Origin of the sequence: Flavobacterium frigidimaris (assembly GCF_002217275.1) — a bacterium.
GTDB classification, from domain to species: domain Bacteria; phylum Bacteroidota; class Bacteroidia; order Flavobacteriales; family Flavobacteriaceae; genus Flavobacterium; species Flavobacterium aquidurense.
Map to the genome: position 1 here is coordinate 51,569 of NZ_MUGV01000015.1, position 21,762 is coordinate 73,330.

The window sequence follows — 21,762 nt, forward strand, 5'->3', positions numbered from 1 at the left end:
TTTTTGAAATATTAAAAGGGCTATCTATAAGGTAGCCCTTTTTTACTACAACTAATCAAACTAACCACAATTATGAAAAAAACTTTACTATTGATCACATTTTTGTGGTCTGTAGCTACTTTTGCCCAGTTGCAAACGATAAGTTACTCCATAAATCCTCTCACTTTTGATGATACGACTTCTATTACCATTACTATTGATGGAAAAACAATCAATGAGGGAACGTGGGGAGTTACAGGGAACGCACTCTACCTTTGGTCATGGTCTTATGATGTAAATGATGCAAATCAACTGGATTCTCCTTCTAACGGATCGTGGACAGCATCAAATGAAGCTAGTAAATTTACTTATAACGCAGGAACGGATACTTACACCAAAACATTTATTCCGTCAGTTTACTTTAACAGAAACGGAATTGGAAAAATAGGCTTTTTGGTTAAAGCTAAGGACGGATCTGGAACTAAACAATCGCAGGATATTTTAGTCGAAGTGGGTTCTTTTCAGGCAACATTAACTTCTCCGACTGAAAATAGCACTACAATTATTGCTTCAGGGGCTAATTTTAATATTGCAGCGACAAATACAAATGGAGCGGCTAGTTATACCTTAAAAGCAAACGGAACTACAATTGATACAAACGCAAGCACATCTTCTTACTCCTTTAATCATACTACTATAAATAGCAATCAAAGTTATGAATTGAGTGTAGTTCAGGGAGCGACAACAATAGTTAAAAAGTTTTCTGTTGTTGTAAATCCAAAAACAGTTTCAGAAGCTATGCCCGCAAAATTAGTTGACGGAATCAATTATAATATTGCTGATCCTACAAAAGCAACTTTAGTTTTAGATGCGCCTTTGAAAGATTTTGTATACGTTGCCGGAAGTTTTAATAACTGGCAGCCTACAACATCATATGCTATGAAAAAAGATCCTGTTTCGGATAAATTTTGGCTAGAATTAACCGGATTAGTTTCTGGCGTAAACAATACCTATCAATATTGGGTAGTTGATGCAACTCCATTGGCAAATTCTCCTTCATTGGTAAAAACAGCAGATCCTTATTCGACTTTAGTTTTATCTCCTTATGATGATGCTTCGATTCCATCGGCATCTTATCCAAATATGCCAATCTATCCAACAGGTCAAAACTTTGAGGTTGCGGTTCTTAAAACGGGACAAGCGCCTTACAATTGGCAGGTAACTAATTTTGCAAAACCTGAAAAAGATAAATTGGTAGTTTATGAAGTTTTAGTTCGTGATTTTGATGCAAATAGAAATTACCAAAGTCTGATTAATAAAATAGATTATTTTAAAACGCTTAAAATAAATGCGATCGAGTTAATGCCGGTAATGGAATTTGAAGGCAATGAAAGTTGGGGTTATAATACCTCATTTCATATGGCTTTGGATAAATTTTACGGAAGTTCGGATAAGTTGAAGGAGCTTATCGATTTATGTCATCAAAATGGAATTGCAATTATTCTCGACGTAGCTTTAAATCATGCTTTCGGAAGAAACCCTATGGTTAGAATGTGGATGAATGATCCTGATGGAGATGGTTTTGGATCGCCAACTGTAGAGAATCCTTATTTTAATACCGTTGCAAAACACAGTTATAGTGTGGGTGAAGATTTTAATCATCAATCGGCAAAAACGCAATATTATGTGGAGCGTGTGATCAAACAATGGATTGAAGAGTATAAAATTGATGGTTTCCGTTGGGACTTAACTAAAGGATTTACTCAGGTTTGTACAGCTGCAGATGAGGCTTGTACAAACAGATACCAGCAAGATAGGGTGGCTGTTTTAAAAAAATATGCTGATTATTCCTGGAACCTTGACCCAACACATTACACTATTTTCGAACATTTAGGATCTGATACAGAAGAGCAGGAATGGGCAAACTACAGAATCACTGAAACGCCAAGTAAAGGTGTTATGATGTGGGGAAAAATGACAGACCAGTACAATCAATTGTCAATGGGATATGCTACAGATAATAATATTTCGAGAATGATGAGTTCAAGCCGTGGTTTTACAGCAAACCGCTTAATGGGTTATGCAGAAAGTCATGATGAAGAACGTTTAATGTATAAAAACGTACAATACGGAAATTCGGCGGGAACTTATAATGTGAAAACATTAAATACGGGATTGTCTAGAATGTCTGCAATTGGAGCCGTTTCCTTGCTGATTCCAGGCCCAAAAATGATTTGGCATTTTGGAGAATTAGGTTGGGATGATTCTATTTTTACTTGTAAGGATGGGAGTGTAAATGATGCTTCGGCAACTCTTTCGGGCGATTGTAAATTAGATACCAAACCACAACCGCAATGGACAGAAAATTGGCTGGGCGATACCAATCGAAATAAAATTTATTATGATTGGGCTAAAATGATTAATCTGAAAGTAACGGAGCCAGTATTTGTAGGTACTGCGACAATAACCAATATAAATACTTTAACGGTAAATGTAAAAATTACAAACAGTAATCTAGCAATAACACAATTAAAAGACGTGCTGATTTTGGCCAACTTTGATGTGACAGCTCAAAATGTTGCTACTGGTTTTCAATACTCTGGAATCTGGTATAATTTAATGGATAATACTTCTATTAATGTTACCGATGTAAATGCCACGATAAATCTGGGGCCTGGTGAGTACAGAATCTATGGAAATAAAACGGCGAATCTGGCTATTCCTGAATTTGAAAAAGGAAGCTCAGTTGCGCTATATCCAAATCCTGTACTGCATTATTTTACTTTAAATATCGCAACAACCAAAGTTCAGGTTTATGGAATGGCGGGTCAATTAGTAAAAAGTTTTGCTCCAAATGGGAATATTGATTTTCAATTCGGGGTAAGCGAATTAAAAACAGGATTATATATTGTAAAAGCAATGGATGAGAATAATAAAGCTCAGATAATGAAATTTATTAAAAAATAAAATTTAAAAGTTTAGTCATTATTTTTAATGATTAATGTTTGGTTAGTTTAGTAATGCGAAAGGGCTGTCAATTTTTTGACAGCCCTTTCAATTTTAAGTTGATTTGGTTTATTTTTTCTGATCGTATTCTCCAATCATAGAAAAATAACCAAACGTTCCCAAGCCTAAAACGATCAATGGGGTAAGGATGAATAGGATGATAATTCCAAATACCAAATCATCTTGTTTGTCTGATAAAAACTTGGGTAAGCCAAATTCAAACACGCAAAAATAAGCAGCGGCAATGGAGAGTATAACCCACAAAACACCTAAAATTCTCTTAATTTCATTCATATTTTATGTAGGTATTAAAGGTGATTCGTTTTGTTTTTGTTGTCAATATAAACCATTCCAATTACAAAGCAGACTGAGGCAATAATAATAGGATACCAAAGTCCGTCAAGGTAAAAGTCAGCTTTTCCACTGGCTTTTGCATGTGTTACAAAATAGGTTGAAATTGCAGGAAGTAAACCTCCAAAAATCCCATTCCCAACGTGATAAGGCAGTGACATCGAGGTGTATCTGATTTTTGTTGGAAACATTTCTACTAAAAACGCAGCAATTGGCCCGTAAACCATTGTTACAAACAATACTTGTATAAAAACCCAGAAAATTAAAGCCCATTGATCTTTCGAATTTATTTTGATTGAAATAGTACTTTGAGATTCTTTTTTACTCGCAAAATCTGTTTTTTTCTCAATGTACGAAGTTCCGTCTGTATAGGTTTTAGAAATAGTTGTTATTACGTCATTATTCTTTGTTTTTTCAATATTTGTAATTGTTTTCTCAACGATTTCGGTTTTAAAACTCACATTGGTAGTGTTGTACATTTCCTTGTAAATCGATCTGTACGATAAAATGGCAAGCAACATTCCGAACATCATAATGTATTTTCGGCCTACCTTGTCGCTCAGCCATCCAAAAACAATAAAAAATGGGGTTCCTATTAAAAGCGCAATTCCGAGTAATCCATCCACTTGCGAAGAATCTACATTCATTACCGTTTTCATGAAACTCATAGCGTAAAACTGTCCAGTGTACCACACAACACCCTGTCCCATAGTAGCACCAAAAAGGGCTAATAAAACAAATTTTAAATTATATCGGTTTCCGAAACTTTCTTTAAGCGGATTGGCGCTTGTTGTTCCTTCTTTTTTGGCTTTAGCAAATACTGGAGATTCATCCATGTTTTTGCGGATTAAATAAGAAACACCAACCATAACTATAGAAACCCAAAACGGAACACGCCATCCCCATGCGTCAAAGTCTTCTGCTGATAGCATATTTTTGGTAGCCAGTATAACCATCAATGAAATGAATAAGCCTACTGTAGCAGTGGTTTGAATCCAGGAAGTCCAATAACCTTTTTGTCCAACAGGAGCATGTTCTGCTACATAAGTTGCTGCACCGCCATATTCTCCACCAAGAGCGAGTCCTTGTAGTAAACGTAAAATTAAAACCAGTAATGGCGCCATAAATCCAATGGTTTCATAACTCGGAATACAACCTATTAAAAAAGTTGAGCCACCCATTAATAATAAGGTAGCCATAAAAGTATATTTTCTTCCAATAATATCGCCAAGTCTCCCAAAAAACAAAGCGCCAAAAGGGCGAACTACAAATCCGGCAGCGAAAGTCGCTAATGTCGACAGAAATGCAGCTGTTGGATTGTCACTGGGAAAGAATTTGGTTGAAATAACAACAGCTAAACTGCCAAAAATATAGAAATCATACCATTCAATCATAGTTCCCATTGAGGAAGCTGAAATCACTTTCCAAATGCCTTTAGTAGAAGTTTTGCTCATAAAACGATCTGTGTTTTTAATAATAAATAAAATATTAAAGTATCATTTTACGAATATATAAGATATTTTTTTATTTAGTTAGTAGTTTTTTAACAAAAATAGCTTAATTTTTGACTTTACACTTTTTAATAGTATTTAAGTTTCAAAGCAAACAAATTTAACCGCAAGGAACGCTAAGATTTACGCAAAGGGCGCTATGTTTTTCTGCAAAAATTAAAATGAATTTTGCATAAGCGAGACATAGCCAACGGTTCAACCATTGGGTGTCGTATGTAAGTAGATTGTGAATATACAAGCATTAATCCTTACTATTAATCAAAGCTTTGCGGACTTTGCGTAAATCTTAGCGTTCCTTGCGGTTAAGTCGAATTGGAATTTGGAATTTTACAAAATTGGAATTTCAAAATTTCCCTTAAAGTATTGAAAACAAAAAACCCGAATATTTCTATTCGGGTTTTAAACGTGGTACCTCCAGGGATCGAACCAGGGACACATGGATTTTCAGTCCATTGCTCTACCATCTGAGCTAAGGTACCGTGCTGTGCACATTGCGGGTGCAAATATAGAATCATTTTTCGTTTATCCAAAACATTTTTTTAAAAAAATCAATTCGTATCTTCGCGTTGATAAAAAAACAAACATGATTTTAACGGTTGATGTTGGAAACACTCGAATTAAAGCAGCTGTCTTTGAGGGGAGTACTGTTCTTGAAAATTTCGTTTTTGAGAAAAATGAGCTCGAAAAAAAAATTAAAATAATTTTAGAAAAATTTCAAAATTGCTCCGATTTGGTTGTTGCTTCAGTCGGAAACGTTGAAAAGCAATCTTTCCTGACATTCGAAAATCGCCTAAAAATCCATTTTTTAACACACGAAGATGTTTTTCCTTTTATAAATAAGTATGCCACGCCAAAAACTTTGGGTATTGACCGAATGGTTTTGGCAGCCGGAGCTACTTTGCAATTTCCAAAACAAAATAGATTAGTGATCGATGCCGGAACTTGTATAACCTACGATTTTATCGACGAAAATGATAATTATTTGGGCGGAGCGATCTCGCCGGGATTGCGATTGCGTTATGAAGCACTGCATAATTACACAGCCAGACTACCTTTGTTGACTTTAGAAACACCTGAATCCTATATAGGAAATTCTACTAAAGAAGCAATTCATTCCGGAGTTGTCAATGGGTTCGTCTATGAGATTGATGGTTTTATCGATGAATATCGGGAGAATTTTTTAAATTTTATAATAATTTTAACGGGTGGCGATGCAGAATTTTTGGCTAAACGATTAAAAAATACCATATTTGCCAATTCAAATTTCCTTCTGGAAAGTTTGAACCAAACATTTCAATATAAAATCGACAATGATTAAAAAAATTATAATAAGTGCTTGTTTACTTATCTCGTTCGTTTCATTTGCTCAGCAGGGTACAGCTTCTCCTTATTCTTTTTACGGAATTGGTGATGCAAGATTCAAAGGTACTCTTGAAAACAGGTCTATGGGTGGCGTATCAGTAGAGCAGGATAGTATTCACCTGAATATTGATAATCCTTCAAGTTATGCGAGTTTAAAACAAACTACATTTACGGTTGGAGGAAGTTTTGGAACATCTACATTAAAAAATACGAACCAATCTGAAAAAGCACAAAGAGCTACTTTTGATTATTTGGCAGTAGGAATACCGATGGGCAAATTTGGAGCAGCTTTTGGTTTGGTACCCTTATCTTCTGTTGGTTATAAAATCATGGATAATAATTCTGATGTATCCGGTGCAACAAACAGTCAATTCGAAGGAAAAGGTGGTGTTAATAAGGTATTCTTTGGTTTGGGATATAAAATTTTACCAAATTGGAATATTGGAGCGGATGCACAATATAATTTTGGACAAATTACAACAACAAGTGTTGAAGGAATAACAGATGTTGCGAGTGCAACCCGAGAAACAAATCAATCTGATTTATCAGGTTTGAATTTCAATATTGGTACGATGTATCAAAGAAAGATTTATAAAAAAACGACTTTATTTACTAGTTTAAGTTACACTTTTGCCAGTACTTTAAGATCGAATAATGCAAGAGTTATTTCGGTTTCAGGAGATCCTGATCCTTATCAATATCCATCAGTAGAAACAGATTTAAAATTACCTAATAAATTAACGATTGGTCTTGGTATAGGAGAGGCAAGAAAATGGTTAGTTGGTACTACATTAGCTTTTCAGGGAGACGGACGCTATGCAAATTACTATAATGCTAGTGACGATGTACGTTACGAGAAGTATTCGAAATACGCAGTTGGAGGATATTATATTCCAAATTATACTTCGTTTTCAAATTACTTCAGTAGAATTACTTACAGAGCTGGTTTGAAATATGAAAAAATTGGTTTGGTGGTTAATAATCAATCAATTAATGATGTTGGAATGACACTGGGAGCTGGTTTTCCTATTACAGGATCTTTTTCAAATGTGAATTTAGGTCTTGAATTTGGTAAAAGAGGTACTACAGCTGCTGGTTTAATTCAGGAAAATTACTTCAATTTTAGTTTAAGCTTCTCTTTTAACGACAGATGGTTCGTGAAGAGTAAATTCAACTAATCATAAGCTTTTATGTTTTTTTAAGCTCGATACAATTTACTACATTTGGCAAATGAATTTACCAAAGAAATATATTATAAACGCTGTCACAGTTCTTGCTGTGACACTGTTTTTTGGGTGTGAAAGTAATTTTAAGGAAGTTCAAAAAATTAACTTTTCAGAATTTGTTCCAGGAAGTGATGCGGATACGGTTAGTATAAAATATACTGATTCAGGACGTATTACCGGAATTCTAAAAAGCCGAAAAATGCTGGATTATTCTAATCTTGAATTTCCATTTACTGAATTCCCAAAAGGAATTGACGTTACACTTTATGATAAAAAACAAAAGCGTACTTTTATAAAATCAAATTATGCTGTTTCGTATAAAGAAACCGGAATTATAGATTTACAGGGAAAAGTGAAAATTACTTCAGAAACAGGTCAGATGCTCGAAACAGAGCAACTCTATTTTGATCAGAAAAATGAATGGTTTTATACTGAAAGAAAGTTCAAACTTACCGATGCTAAAGGTGTTTCATACGGTCAGGGAATCGATTTTAGTAAAGATTTTAAAGTGATAAATTCACAACGAATAACAGGCGAATTAGAAGCCAACGAATAATATAATTATGGGTTACTTAAAATATACACAATACGTTTACATTGCTTTCGCAGTTTACTTTATTTACGATGGAATTATAAAGTTAAATGAAGGTAGTGAGAATTACGCTTTGAGCTTTATCATTGCCGGAATGGCAGTTTTTATGTTTTTCTTCAGAAGAAAATTTGTTAAGAAATTTGATGATCGTAATAAAAAGCAGTAAAAATGGAAATTAGTATTATAATACTTTGTTTAATACTATCAGCCTTTTTTTCAGGAATGGAAATAGCTTTTATTTCCTCGAACAAAATTTATCTCGGAATAGAAAAGAAACAAGATAATTTTGCTTCCCAAATTTTAACCAAACTTACAGAAAACCCCTCAAAATTTATTGCAGCAATGTTAATTGGTAACAATGTTGCGTTGGTAATTTACGGGTTTTTTATGGGTGATTTAGTACTAAGATGTATCACCAAATTAGGATATCATTTCTCTGATATAACCAGTTTATTGGTTCAGACTATAATTTCAACTTTTATTGTTTTAATTACGGCTGAATTCCTTCCGAAGGTTTTCTTTCAGATTTACGCCAATTCGTTAATTAAGATTTTGGCTGTCCCTGCTTATTTATTTTACAGGTTATTCTATTACATTTCAACTTTTTTTATCTGGATTTCAGATTTTGTTTTGAGGAAATTTTTCAAAACAGAAGGAGATCAGGTACAGTTGTATTTTAGTAAAGTGGAGCTGGGGAATTACATCACGGAACAAATGAATTCTGTTGAAGATGACGAAGAGGTAGACTCTGAAATTCAGATTTTTCAAAATGCTCTGGAGTTTTCAGGTGTAAAAGCGCGTGACATTATGACGCCACGTACTGAAATTGTTGATATTGATTTATTTGATAGTATAACAGATCTGAAGGAGTTATTTATAGAGACCGGTTATTCTAAAATAGTGGTGAGCCAAAACTCGCTTGATGATATAGTAGGGTATGTGCATTCATTTGATTTATTTAAAAAGCCGAAAACAATAAAATCAGTTTTAATGACTGTGGAGTTTGTTCCTGAAACTATTTTGATAAAGGATGCTTTGAATCTTTTGATTAAAAAGAGAAAAAATGTTGCCGTTGTTTTAGATGAATATGGAGGTACTTCCGGAATTATTACTATTGAAGATATTGTGGAGGAGTTATTTGGGGAAATTGAAGATGAACATGATTTAGATGAGGAATTAATTGAGCAGGAATTGGGTGAGGGTAAGTATTTGTTTTCTACAAGATTAGATGTTGAATACCTGAATGAAACCTATAAATTAATGATTCCGGAAGAAGACTCATACGGTACTCTGGGAGGCTTTATTGTCAACTTTACCAAGGAAATTCCTCAAAAAGGAGAAGAAATTGTAATAGATAACTATCATTTTGTGATAGAAGAGGCAACAAATAAGAAAATTGAATTGGTAAAAATGACTATAAAAGAGTGATTTCTTTTATTAATTGAAAAAATTGTGCAAAATAAATTGTTAGTTGTATTGTTATTAACTAGATAATTGTATTTTCGCAAACTGAATATAAAATTAACGATAATAAAAATGGCAGTTTTAGCAAAAATTAGACAGCGTTCCGCTTTATTGATAGGAGTTATTGCACTTGCATTATTTGCATTTATAATACAAGATCTATTCACTAGAGGAACATTTGGTCAAAGTTCAAAAGATGTGGGAAGCATCGATGGAAAAGATATTTCATTTGAAGACTTTAGAGTTAAAGTTAGTAATGTTGAAAAAAGTGGGCAAGGGATAACTTCCACTGAAGCTGCAAACAGAGTTTGGGATCAAGAAGTTTCAATCGCATTATTATCAACTCAGTTTGATAAATTAGGATTGAGAGTTGGAGAAAAACACTTAATTGAAGTTTTGAAAGCAGATCCAAATATTGGAAAAAATCCAATGTTTTTAAATGCAGCAGGTATGTTTGACGTTGTGAAATTCAAAGAGTATTTCAAAACAAATCCTGAGGCAGCACAATACATTTCTGCAAAAGAAAAAGATGCTGAATTAAATGCAAAATTTCAAATCTACAACACGTTAATTAAATCTGGACTTTACACAACTGCTAGTGAAGGAAAGTTGAAATACGAAATGGAAGCTAACAAAGTAAACTTTGCTTATGCTGGTGCATTGTATTCTTCTATTAAAGATAGTGATGTAAAAGTTTCTGATGATGAAATTGTTGATTATATGAAGAAAAACGAGAAAAAATTCAAAGCGGATGAAACTCGTGAAATTCAATATGTTTTAGTAGAAGATAAAGCTTCAAAAGAAGATGAGGCTGAAATCAAAGCTAAAATCACAGGATTATTAAACGGAAGTGTTGTTTACAACGCTAAAACTGGTAAAAATGATACATTGGCAGGTTTTAGAAACGCAACGAATGTAGCTGAATTTGTAAACGCGAATTCTGATGTTCCTTATGATTCTACTTACGTACCTAAAAATAGTTTGCCTGCAGTAGATGCGGATAAATTATTCAGTTTGCCTGCTGGAGCAATTTACGGACCTTATGTTTTTGGAAGATACTACGCAATTTCTAAATCTTTAGGATTTAAAGCTGGAGTAAATGCAAAAGCAAGTCATATCTTAATTGCTTATGAAGGTTCTCAAACGCCAAGTCCAAAAGAAAAAAGAACTAAAGAAGAAGCTAAAGCTAAAGCAGAAGAAATTTTAGCTCAGGTTCAGGCTAATCCTGATAGTTTCATGATGTTGGCTTTTACAAGTTCTGATGATTCATCTGCACAACAAGGTGGTGATTTAGGATATTTTGGTCCAAATCAAATGGTGAAACCATTCAATGATTTTGTATTCAATAACGGAATTGGAAAAATTGGTTTAGTAGAAACTCCTTTTGGTTTCCATATTATCAAAATTACTGATAAACAAGACGGAATTCGTTTGGCTACAATCGCTCAAAAAATTGAGCCATCTGAAGCTACTTCTGATAAAGTATTTACATTAGCAACTAAATTCGAAATGGATGCTGCTAATAAAGATTTCGTTGCTACAGCAAAAGAATTAGGTTTAAAAGTAGCTGCTCCGGTAACGGCTAAAGCTATGGATGAGCAGTTTGGTCCTTTAGGAAACCAACGTAACATCATCAGATGGGCATATGACAAAGAAACAAGCAAAGGCGATGTGAAACGTTTTGAAATTGCTAATATTGGTCACGTAATTGCACAATACAAAAGCGAAAACAAATCAGGTTTAGTATCGGTTACTTTAGCAAGACCATATGTTGAGCCAATCTTGAAAAATAAGAAAAAAGCTGAAATCCTTAAAGCTAAATTGACAGGTTCAACTATTGAAGCTGTTGCAAAAAGCGCTGGTGTAGCGGTTCAACAAGCAACAAATGTTACAATGGATAACCCGGTTTTACCAGGTGGAGTTGGGCAAGAGCCAAAAGTTGTTGGTAATGCATTTGCATTAGCTGCAAACAAAATCTCTGCTCCAATTGAAGGAAATACAGGTGTATATGTTGTAAAAAACATCAGTACTGTAAAAGCTCCTGCAATTGCTAATCATGCAGAGTATGTTGCTAAAGTAAAAGCTCAAAGCGCATCTGATGCAAACAGAATTTTACCAGCGTTGAAAAACAATGCTAAAATTGAAGATAACAGACTGCAATTTAACTACTAGTATTTAGTACTTAATTACGATATAAAACCCGAAACATTTTAAATGTTTCGGGTTTTCTTTTTTAAACGCTTTTTGTACTAATTACCTACTCTTTTTCTTTAATTATATAGGAATAATCGAAATATAATTTAAAAAATTTGTGATATTCAAAATTATACAGTTAATTTGCTCGAATTTTTGTTTTAGGAAAGTTAAGTTGATTTAATGAGTGTTAAATAAAAATTGAGAAAAAATGATAAAAAATTACCTTAATAATCAAGTGTTTAATGTTTTTTGTGTTTAATCTTTTTAAAAGGAAGCCTAGAGTATATTCCAAAATTGAGAATCATATTTATGGAATAATAACGGAGCTTTTAAAAGTAAGCAGTACCGACATCAATGTTGATGAGCTGGGAGGTAAGTACTATTTAAGTAATGAAGAACAACATTTTAAAGTTACTATTTTAAGTAACGATTATGTTATTAGGTTAACTAATACTCGTGATTCTGTTGCTGAAAAGTACGATAAGATTTTTGTGGAAGATGTTTTAAAAGCAGTAAAAGAAGAAAAACATCGGCGGATGGAGTTAGTATATGATTCGATCAATAATAGTATCGAAAAAATGGCCGAACGTTTACACAATACACTCATAGAATCTAATGAGCAGGAAAGTCAGAAGGTTCGTCGTTTAGAGACGAAACATATTAAAAACAAAAAAGTGAATTATTAAATTCACTTTTTTGTTTTTAATAGTATCGCAATTTACATCTGTAAAATCATTTCATCATAAGTAAGGATTGTTTCATATCCTTTACTGGTAAAATAGTCCTTTGGATTCTCTTTTGAAACTGCCATTACAAAATCTCCGCCCCAGGCACCGAGACTTTTTATAACGCCATTAAAATTGGGAAAAGCAATTTCTTTAATCGTTTCTAGTTCCAGAATATTGCTCAAATGTATTTCATGTTTTTCTACAAAATGTGCAAACTCATTCAGTGTTTTTGCTTCGAGAATAGCCTTAGTTATTTTATTGTTATCCAAAATGTTTTCAGCTAAATTTTCATTTTTATTATTGTAATAAGCATTGATAGCTGCTTTACTACTTTGTTTTTTATTTAGGTAAACAAAAAATATATTTTTAGTGAAATCAGGATTAAATTCTGTTTTTTCTACAATTGGTAAATTTTGCTCTAATTGGTAGATAATAGGGGTACTGTTTTGAGCGCAGGCAATATCATATCCACTGCCTCCAAAACTATTCTTAAGTAGTGTGTACGCATCGATTTTGGTCCACTGTGCAATGTTGTTTAATAAGGTGGAGGAAGTGCCTAATCCCCAGTTTTTTGGAAATGTAAGATGTGTACTAATTTGGTATCCATCAGCATTACTAATAAAATCAGGATTTAAAAGATAAGCTTCATGTAAGATGGTAGTCAACGTAGTTTTTACAGTTTCGATTTTTGTGTCAACATTGCTGATGATTTCTGAAAAGGAAATAGAGTCTTCAAACCAAAGATGATCATCAAAATTGTAGCTTTTCCATATTATTTCTTTGTTAAAAGCTTTTTCAACAACTAAATCCTGACCAAATTTTGTGGGTAATGCAAATGCTTTAGCACCATCTAAAACTAGATATTCACCTGTTATTAAAAGTTTTCCGTTACTGTAAAAGGTCTCTTTCATTCTGTATTTTTTAACCCTGATATATCATATTATAATAAATTCCAAATCCCAACAATAATTGGAATTTGGGATTTTATTCGAAACTATAATATTTGGAATTTTTATTTATTTTCTTTTCTTAAGTTTTCGATAAATTCAACTACAGCACTATGAGAAACAGCATTTTTCTTAAAATGAGATTTAATTAAATGGCGCTCTTCTTCGTTGGCTTCAAATTGATTAATGATATTATTTAAGTGCATTTTCATATGACCTTCCTGAATTCCGGTTGTGGTTAAAGAACGTAAAGCGGCAAAATTTTGCGCCAAACCTGCAACGGCAACAATTTCCATTAGTTCTTGTGCTGAAGGTTTTTCCAGCATTTCTAAACACAATTTTACCAACGGATGCAAGGAAGTAAGTCCGCCGACAGTTCCTAAGGCAAGTGGAATTTCTAACCAAAAAGTAAATGTTCCGTTTTCGATTTTGGCATGTGATAAACTCGCATATTGACCATTTTTTGAAGCATAGGCGTGTACTCCGGCTTCGACAGCCCTAAAGTCATTTCCTGTGGCCAGAATTACAGCATCAACTCCATTCATGATACCTTTATTATGCGTTACCGCTCTAAAAGGTTCCACTTCGGCAATTTGAACAGCCTGAACAAAACGTTCGGCAAAATCTTGTGGATTAGTGATATGTTTTTCGGTTAGATCTTCAATTGGGCATGAAACTTCTGCTCTTACAAGGCAATTCGGAACATAATTGGATAAAATGCTCATAATTACTTTTATAGTTTCGTCATCTGAAAAGAGATCAGATTGCTGAAATTCTTCTTTTAAAGTCGTAGCAAATTGTTCTAAACAGGAATTAATGAAATTTGCACCCATACTGTCTTTCGTCTCGAAAGTCGCATGCAGCTGAAAGTAATTTTCAAGTAAACTTCTTTTGTCTTTAAGCTTAATATCTAAAATTCCGCCACCACGTTGTTGCATATTTTTGGTTATGCTTTGCGTTTCAGAGAAGAATTTAGGTTTTATCTGTTCGAAAAAAAATTGCAGTTTTTCAGCATCTCCATTAAATGTAAAATGAACCTGCCCAATTTTTTCGGTGTTAATAACTGTTGTTTTAAATCCTCCACGGGTTGCCCAAAATTTTGCCGATTTTGATGCTGCGGCCACAACTGAACTTTCTTCAATTGCCATTGGGATGGTTTTATATTTTCCGTTGATTAAAAAATTAGGAGCAACTCCAAGTGGAATATAAAAATTTGTAATGGTATTTTCGATGAATTCGTCATGCAATTGTTGAAGCTTCTCATCTGAATTCCAGTAATTTCTTATGATATTAAGTGCTTCATTTGGGGTAGAAAAATATTCATTGGCAATCCAGTTTATTTTTTCTTTTTTGGATAATTTAGAGAATCCAGCAACAGCATTGTTCATTTTCAGTATATTAAATAATAATGTAGCGACAAAGATACCAATTTAAGAGTTTTGTTTGCAATCTATTTGAAGTTTGAAAAGTACGCAATCGTTATTTTTTTTAACATTTAACACTTAAAATGTGTATTATGTTTATTTTTTTTACTAAAATTGGGCTCTTTTTATATTTAAAATAATTCTAATGAATACAAGTAAAATAACGGTAGTGCTTTTATTTTTAGTGGCTACTGTATTTGGACAACAAAAAATTACTGTCGAAAACATTTATGGAGGGACATTCAAGGCGAAAGGAATGGATGAGCTTCAATCACTAAAAAATACCGATCAATACACTGTTTTAAATGTCGATCAGACTAGCAGAAGCATGCAAATCGACTTATATGATTTTGCAACCTTAAAAAAAGTGTCCAACTTAATTGATACAAAAAATCATTCGGCACTTTCGAACGGAATTGACAGCTATACTTTTGATGCGTCAGAAAAGAAGATTCTAATTGCTTGTAATACAAATAAAATCTTCCGTCACTCCTTTACTGCAGATTACTTTTTATATGATATAGCTGCGAAATCACTAACGAAACTTTTCGATTTTCAGGTTCAGGAGCCAACTTTCTCTCCTGATGGAACTAAAATCGCTTATGCAAGAGAAAATAATCTTTACGTATATGATGTAGTTTCTAAAAAAACAACGGCAGTTACAACTGACGGAAAGAAAAATGCGGTAATTAATGGTATTACGGATTGGGTTTATGAAGAAGAGTTTGCGTTTGTCCGGGCTTTTGACTGGAGTAAAGACAGTAAAAAGTTAGCCTATATCCGTTTTGACGAAAGTGCGGTTCCGGAATTTTCGATGTCAATGTTTCATAAAGATTTATATCCAACAGTTGAAACGTTTAAATATCCAAAGGCAGGAGAGAAAAATTCAGTAGTTTCATTACATATATATGATGCGGCCGCAAATGCTACAAAAAAAGTTGACTTAGGAAATTATAATGATTTCTATATTGCGAGAATGCAATGGACAAATGATAATAATGTCTTATCAGCGCAGGTTTTAAATCGCCACCAGGACAATCTTGATTTATTATTTGTAGATGGAACAACGGCTGCAGCAAAAGTAGTTTTAAATGAAAAAGACAAGGCTTACGTAGATGTTACAGATAATTTGACATTCTTAAAAGATAACAGCTTTATCTGGACAAGTGAAAAAGACGGTTTTAATCATATTTATGTTTATGATAAAACGGGAAAACTTAAAAATCAGGTTACAAAAGGAAACTGGGAGGTTACTTCATACTACGGTTTCGACGAAAAAACAAAAACTATTTTCTATCAATCTACAGAAAATGGTTCAATCAACAGAGCAATTTACCGCATTGCATTAGATGGAAAAAATAAAGTAGCTTTAGCTACAAAAGTGGGTACAAATGCAGCTACTTTTAGTCCTAATTTCCAATTCTTTATTAATACATTCTCGAGTGCTTCTCAGCCAACTACTTATACTCTAAATGAAGCAAAAACCGGAAAAGAAATTCAGGTTATAGAAAATAATAAAGAGCTTTCCGCTAAACTTGTAAGCTATAATTTACCTAGCAAAGAGTTTTTTGTTTTAAAAACGGCTAAAGGTAATGAGTTGAATGCCTGGATTATGAAACCAAAAGATTTTGATCCTTCAAAGAAATATCCGGTTTTTATGATTCAATATTCTGGACCAGGATCACAACAAGTGGCTAATGCATGGGGAAGTTCGAATGAGTATTGGTTTATGATGTTGACTCAACAAGGTTATATTGTGGCTTGTGTTGATGGAAGAGGAACTGGTTTTAAAGGAGCTAATTTCAAAAAAGTAACACAGTTACAATTAGGAAAATATGAAGTTGAAGACCAAATTGATGCAGCAAAAGTAATCGGCAATTATTCTTATGTCGATGCTTCAAGAATTGGAATTTGGGGTTGGAGTTATGGCGGTTTTATGGCTTCAAACTGTATTTTTCAAGGGAACGATGTTTTCAAAATGGCAATTGCAGTTGCTCCGGTAACCAACTGGAGGTTTTATGACAGTGTATACACAGAAAGATATATGCAGACACCACAGGAAAATGCAAGCGGATACGATCAAAATTCTCCAATAAACCACGTTAATAAATTAAAAGGTAAATTTTTATTGATTCACGGATCAGGCGATGATAACGTTCATGTGCAAAATTCAATGCAAATGATGGAAGCGTTAATTCAGGCGAATAAACAATTTGATTCTCAGATATATCCGGATAAAAACCACGGTATTTATGGCGGCGCAACGAGAATTCAGCTTTATAATAAAATGACTAACTTTATCAAAGAAAATTTATAATATAACTTTATAACCTTAAACAATAATGAATAATATGGGAGAAACTCAAGTAAAAACTGCGCATCCAAAAGGACTTTGGGTATTGTTTGGAACGGAGATGTGGGAGAGATTCAATTTTTATGGAATGCGAGCTTTATTGACTTTATTTCTTGTGAACTCATTATTGATGAAAGAAGAAGAAGCTTCATTAATTTATGGTGGTTTCCTTGGACTTTGCTATTTGACACCAATGTTGGGTGGTTTTGTAGCAGACCGTTTTTTAGGAAACAGAAACTGTATTTTGTTGGGTGGATTATTAATGGCAACCGGACAAATGCTGTTGTTTACTAGTGGAAGTATTTTTGAAGGTAATTTAGAAATGGCTAAAGCTATTATGTATTGTGGTTTAGGGGTTATTGTTTTTGGTAACGGATTTTTCAAGCCAAACATTTCAAGTATGGTAGGAAGTTTATATCCTAAACAGGAAAAAACAAAATTAGATAGTGCTTTTACTATCTTTTATATGGGAATTAATATTGGAGCTTTCTTAGGGCAGTCCATTTGTCCTTTGTTGGGAGATGTTAAAGATGCCGGTGGAATTAGAGATATTCATGCTTTTAGATTTGGATTCTTAGCAGCTTCTGTTGCAATGCTTATTGGAACAGTTCTTTTTTACTTCTTAAAAAATAAATATGTGGTTTCTCCTGAAGGAAGACCATTAGGAGGTTTGCCTTCTAAAAATGAAGCTTCTGACTTTGAAGAAGGAGAAGCACAAAAAGCTAATTTTTCTACTAAATCTTTGACAATTGCAGGACTTGCGTTTATTGCGTTAGGATTCTTTTTTCATTATGTTGTGGGTCAGAATCTAATTTATACGTTGATTTATTCTAGTGGATTATCCTTGGCAGGATTAATTATTTCAGATACTTCATTGACTAAAATCGAAAGAGACAGAATTATTGTAATTTATATTGTATCATTCTTTATTATATTCTTCTGGGCAGCTTTTGAGCAAGCGGGATCTTCATTAACCTTTATTGCAGATAACCAAACAGACAGAAACTTCTTTGGTTTTTTAATGCCTCCATCAATGGTTCAGATTTTTAATGGACTATTTGTAGTAATTATGGCAGTACCGTTTAGTATTTTATGGGATACTCTTAGAGCAAAAGACAAAGAGCCTATTTCTCCGGTAAAATTGGCGGCAGGACTAGTTATAATTTCGATTAGTTTCTTTATGATTGCAACTCAGGTTTCTTACATTGGAACTTCTGGATTGTTATTGGTAAAATGGCTTATTTTATTGTATTTCTTAAATACATGTGCTGAGTTATGTTTGTCTCCAATTGGTTTGTCGTTAGTTGGTAAATTATCTCCAAAGCGTTTCGCTTCATTATTATACGGAGTATTCTTTTTATCTAATGCTTCTGGTTATGCTTTAGGTGGAACTTTAGGTTCGATCTTGCCTGCTACTGGAGATAAATTTGCAAAAGCAAAAGAATTAGGTATCGATCTTCAGGCTGTTTTAGATAATAAAATTACACCAACTCCTGAGCAATTAGCTTTACTGGATCAACACCAGATTAGTGCTCATAACCACTTTTTTGCCGGATTCGAAATTCATAATTTATATGAGTTCTTTATGGTATTTGTAGTTCTTACTGGTATCGCGGCAATTATATTATTTGCTTTGACTCCATTCTTGAAAAAAATGATGCACGGTGTTAGATAATATGGAAAACAATACAATTACTTTAGAGCAAATACAAAATTTTAAAGGCAAGTATCCAAAACAATTGTGGTACTTGTTTTTGGTTGAAATGTGGGAACGTTTTTGTTTCTACGGAATGAGAGGTGTTTTGGCATTTTTCATGGTTGATCAATTGGGTTTACTTGAAGGAAAAGCAAATCTTCAGTATGGAGCTATTCAGGCCTTTGTTTATGCTTTTACTTTTATTGGTGGAATATTTGCTGATAAAGTTTTAGGTTTTAAAAAATCCCTTCTTTTTGGTGGTATCATTATGATTTTAGGGAATCTGCTTATTGCGGCATCTCCTCATGACTTCTTTTATTACGGAATAACATTATCAATCATTGGAACAGGTTTCTTTAAGCCAAACGTATCTTCGATGGTCGGTGAATTATATCATGAAAATGATGGTCGTAGAGATGCTGGTTACGGTCTTTTTTATGCCGGAATCAATATTGGTGGAATGCTTGGGGGTGCTATACCTATTTATTTAGGAAAAAATTATTCCTGGAGTTTGTGTTTCCTTTCGTCGGCAGTCGTTATGATTATTGGAGTGGTGACATTTCTTTTAACTAAAAAACATTTGGCTCCAATTGGAAATTCTCCTTTAGAGGATCAAACTCCTAAGAAAAGGAGAATGAATGAAATTGCTGTTTATTTGGGATCAATAATTGTAATTCCGTTTATCTATATCATGGTGATTAATTCTGATTATACAGACTATTTCATGTATACGATTGGGGTAATTGCAATTGGTTATTTCTTGTTTGAATTGCTGCGAATTAAAGACAGAAAGCAGCAATACAAATTATTAGCGGCCTTCATTTTTATCTTTGGATATTTTATGTTTATGGCAATTTCTGAGCAATCAGGAGGATCCTTGTCATTGTTTGCAAAAGACAATTTATCAGATAAATTGTTGTTTTTTACTATCGATCCAAACGTAGTTAATAATAGTATTAATTCAATGTATGTTATTATTTTCAGTCCGTTAGTTGGTTTGTTGTGGATTGCTCTTTACAAAAGAAAAATTGAGCCCAATACAGTTATCAAATTCGGATTATCTTTTGTGTTGTTAGCAGCTGGTTTCTTTATTTTTTATAGCGCCAGATTTTTTATTGATCCAAAAGGGTTGAGTTCTTTAAATGTTTTTGCTTTGGGTTATTTGATTTATACACTTGGAGAATTATGTATTGGACCAATCGGAATGTCGGTAATTACTAAATTATCGCCGAAACGTTTGTTTGGAATGATGATGGGATTATGGTTTCTTTCTAGTGCTTTTGGACAATTAGCGGCAGGGAAACTTGGTTCTGAAATGTCAAATGCAAATACGGGAACAACTTTGATGTCTAAACTTATCGCCTATACGGATGGCTATTATCAATTGGCACTTTATTCTCTTGTTGCGGGTATCGTTTTGATCGTAACGACCCCACTAATTAAAAAATTAATGCAAGAAGTAAAATAGACGACATTTATCGATGGTTATTTTGTTTAAATTTGTATAAAATTAAAGCAGCATGAAAAAAATATTTTTAATTATTTTCTTTTTAACAGGTGTGTTTGCAATGCAATCGCAAGAGCTAAAATGGTATACTGATGTAAAAGAGGCAATTACAGAAAGTAATAAAGTACACAAGCCTATGTTGATGTTTTTTACCGGAAGCGATTGGTGTGGATGGTGTATTCGTTTGCAAAATGAAGTTTTAAAGACGCCTGAATTTACAAAATGGGCAGCTGAAAATGTAGTTTTGGTTGAATTGGATTACCCGAGACGAACGCCGCAAACCCCAGAGATTAAGAATCAGAATAGTGAGTTGCAACAGGCTTTTGGAGTTCAGGGCTTTCCTACTATTTATTTTACAAGTGCCGAGGCAAAAGACGGAAAGGTAAATTTTAAAGGTCTTGGTCAAACAGGATATGTTGCTGGTGGACCTACTGCATGGTTAGCAGTTGCGAATGGAATTGTGGCTCAAAAAAGCGTCAATTAGAGAATTACAAATTTAATATACTTTAAATCCTTATACTTTGTATAAGGATTTTTTTTGTTTAGTAGGAAAAGGTATCTTTAATTTGATGCCTTATTGTTAATTTGGTATTTTATTATAAGTAAAAAAACATATAATGTATTTTTTGTATTAATTAAAATTGGAAAATTAAAATAATATGTTAATTTCGTTTTACTAATCTAACCAAAACCAAAATTATATGACCAAAAAATTACTTATCCTACTATTTTTTTTCGGTTCATTTTTTACGCATGCTCAGAACTTAGTTTGGAAAACTAATATGACTGATGCAATTGCTATTAGTAATGAACAAAGAAAACCAATGTTAATTTTGTTTACCGCCTCAGGTGTGCCAGAAAATCTTCAGAATGAAATATTTAGAACACCGGACTTTGCAGTTTGGTCGCGTGATAATGTCATTTTAGTAAAGCTTGATTTGTCTGATTCATCGGCATCCGATGGTGATAAAGAGCAGAATTTAAAACTAAAAAATGCTTTTGGCGTTGAAGACCTACCGGAAGTGTGTTTTGCACTGGCATCTATCCGAAAGAACAAAACTACCTTTAGTGCTTTAGGAAAAATTTCCTATAAGCCCGGTGGAGCAAAAGCATGGATTGCAGAATCAAATGCTTTATTGCATCCAAGCGAATAGTATATTTTAAATTAACGTGTTTAATTTAATTTGTAGAATCCCTTTTTACTTAACGGTAAAAAGGGATATTTTTTTTGAACAAATTGTAATTATGGCAAATAGTTTTGTAATTTATTACATGATTTTTTTTCATTTTCTTAAAATTTTAATGTTTTATTAATAAATTCTGTTTTTTTATATTTTTATTAACTTTTTTGTTTAAATAAGGCTTGTTTGGTAGAGATATTATATTAATTTAGTCGCATTAACCTACTTAAACCCCAAAT

The 21,762-nt window shown here is 33.2% G+C and carries 17 protein-coding genes and 1 tRNA gene; 13 read left to right on the forward strand and 5 right to left on the reverse strand.

The features are described from left to right. Positions 1-72 precede the first annotated feature (72 nt). Positions 73-2,946, forward strand: a complete 2,874-nt coding sequence (locus B0A65_RS07800) for an alpha-amylase family glycosyl hydrolase (protein WP_074660364.1) — start codon at positions 73-75, stop codon at positions 2,944-2,946. A 108-nt stretch (positions 2,947-3,054) separates the two neighbouring features. Here the strand turns inward: B0A65_RS07800 and B0A65_RS07805 are convergent, their stop codons facing one another. The 3 genes from B0A65_RS07805 to B0A65_RS07815 form a co-directional block, all read right to left on the reverse strand. Then, positions 3,055-3,279 carry a DUF6814 family protein gene (locus tag B0A65_RS07805; protein ID WP_074660365.1) on the reverse strand — a complete coding sequence of 75 codons (225 nt, stop codon included), beginning with the start codon at positions 3,277-3,279 and terminating at the stop codon, positions 3,055-3,057. 14 nt (positions 3,280-3,293) lie between these two features. Further along, a complete protein-coding gene (locus tag B0A65_RS07810; protein WP_074660366.1) occupies positions 3,294-4,790 on the reverse strand; it encodes an MFS transporter in 1,497 nt (498 codons plus the stop codon). Between the two features lie 463 nt (positions 4,791-5,253). Then, positions 5,254-5,326, reverse strand: a tRNA-Phe gene (locus B0A65_RS07815). A 104-nt stretch (positions 5,327-5,430) separates the two neighbouring features. Between B0A65_RS07815 and B0A65_RS07820 the strand changes: the two genes are divergently transcribed. The 7 genes from B0A65_RS07820 to B0A65_RS07850 all read left to right on the forward strand — a co-directional run bounded on the left by B0A65_RS07820 (position 5,431) and on the right by B0A65_RS07850 (position 12,373). Next, positions 5,431-6,165, forward strand: coding sequence for a type III pantothenate kinase (locus B0A65_RS07820; protein ID WP_074660578.1), 735 nt, complete (start codon positions 5,431-5,433; stop codon positions 6,163-6,165). Next, positions 6,158-7,387: a hypothetical protein gene (locus tag B0A65_RS07825; protein ID WP_074660367.1), complete on the forward strand. Its 1,230-nt coding sequence runs from the start codon at positions 6,158-6,160 to the stop codon at positions 7,385-7,387. The genes B0A65_RS07820 and B0A65_RS07825 overlap by 8 nt, the downstream gene beginning before the upstream one ends. Positions 7,388-7,439: 52 nt before the next feature. Next, positions 7,440-7,991, forward strand: coding sequence for an LPS export ABC transporter periplasmic protein LptC (gene lptC / locus B0A65_RS07830; RefSeq protein ID WP_074660368.1), 552 nt, complete (start codon positions 7,440-7,442; stop codon positions 7,989-7,991). Positions 7,992-7,998: 7 nt separating this feature from the next. Beyond that, a complete protein-coding gene (locus B0A65_RS07835) occupies positions 7,999-8,193 on the forward strand; it encodes a hypothetical protein (RefSeq protein WP_072970349.1) in 195 nt (64 codons plus the stop codon). A gap of 2 nt (positions 8,194-8,195) precedes the next feature. Beyond that, positions 8,196-9,455, forward strand: a complete 1,260-nt coding sequence (locus tag B0A65_RS07840) for a hemolysin family protein (RefSeq protein WP_074660369.1) — start codon at positions 8,196-8,198, stop codon at positions 9,453-9,455. A 108-nt stretch (positions 9,456-9,563) separates the two neighbouring features. Then, on the forward strand, positions 9,564-11,663 hold the full coding sequence (locus B0A65_RS07845) for a peptidylprolyl isomerase (RefSeq protein ID WP_074660370.1): 2,100 nt from the start codon (positions 9,564-9,566) through the stop codon (positions 11,661-11,663). 266 nt (positions 11,664-11,929) lie between these two features. Continuing rightward, on the forward strand, positions 11,930-12,373 hold the full coding sequence (locus B0A65_RS07850; RefSeq protein ID WP_074660371.1) for a hypothetical protein: 444 nt from the start codon (positions 11,930-11,932) through the stop codon (positions 12,371-12,373). Between the two features lie 32 nt (positions 12,374-12,405). Here the strand turns inward: B0A65_RS07850 and B0A65_RS07855 are convergent, their stop codons facing one another. Continuing rightward, entirely contained in the window at positions 12,406-13,326 is a 921-nt protein-coding gene (locus B0A65_RS07855) for a GYDIA family GHMP kinase (RefSeq protein ID WP_074660372.1), read from the reverse strand. 101 nt (positions 13,327-13,427) lie between these two features. Further along, positions 13,428-14,750, reverse strand: coding sequence for a hydroxymethylglutaryl-CoA reductase, degradative (locus tag B0A65_RS07860; RefSeq protein WP_074660373.1), 1,323 nt, complete (start codon positions 14,748-14,750; stop codon positions 13,428-13,430). 181 nt (positions 14,751-14,931) lie between these two features. On the opposite strand from B0A65_RS07860, the gene B0A65_RS07865 reads away from it, so the two are divergent. From B0A65_RS07865 to B0A65_RS07885, 5 genes are all read left to right on the forward strand, one after another. Further along, on the forward strand, positions 14,932-17,103 hold the full coding sequence (locus tag B0A65_RS07865) for a S9 family peptidase (RefSeq protein ID WP_074660374.1): 2,172 nt from the start codon (positions 14,932-14,934) through the stop codon (positions 17,101-17,103). 34 nt (positions 17,104-17,137) lie between these two features. After that, complete coding sequence (locus B0A65_RS07870) at positions 17,138-18,814, forward strand: peptide MFS transporter (RefSeq protein ID WP_074660375.1); 1,677 nt, start codon at positions 17,138-17,140, stop codon at positions 18,812-18,814. A 1-nt stretch (position 18,815) separates the two neighbouring features. Continuing rightward, positions 18,816-20,303 carry a peptide MFS transporter gene (locus B0A65_RS07875; protein WP_074660376.1) on the forward strand — a complete coding sequence of 496 codons (1,488 nt, stop codon included), beginning with the start codon at positions 18,816-18,818 and terminating at the stop codon, positions 20,301-20,303. Positions 20,304-20,355: 52 nt separating this feature from the next. After that, entirely contained in the window at positions 20,356-20,826 is a 471-nt protein-coding gene (locus B0A65_RS07880; RefSeq protein WP_074660377.1) for a thioredoxin family protein, read from the forward strand. Between the two features lie 217 nt (positions 20,827-21,043). After that, a complete protein-coding gene (locus tag B0A65_RS07885) occupies positions 21,044-21,496 on the forward strand; it encodes a hypothetical protein (RefSeq protein WP_074660378.1) in 453 nt (150 codons plus the stop codon). The last annotated feature ends 266 nt before the right edge of the window (positions 21,497-21,762 follow it).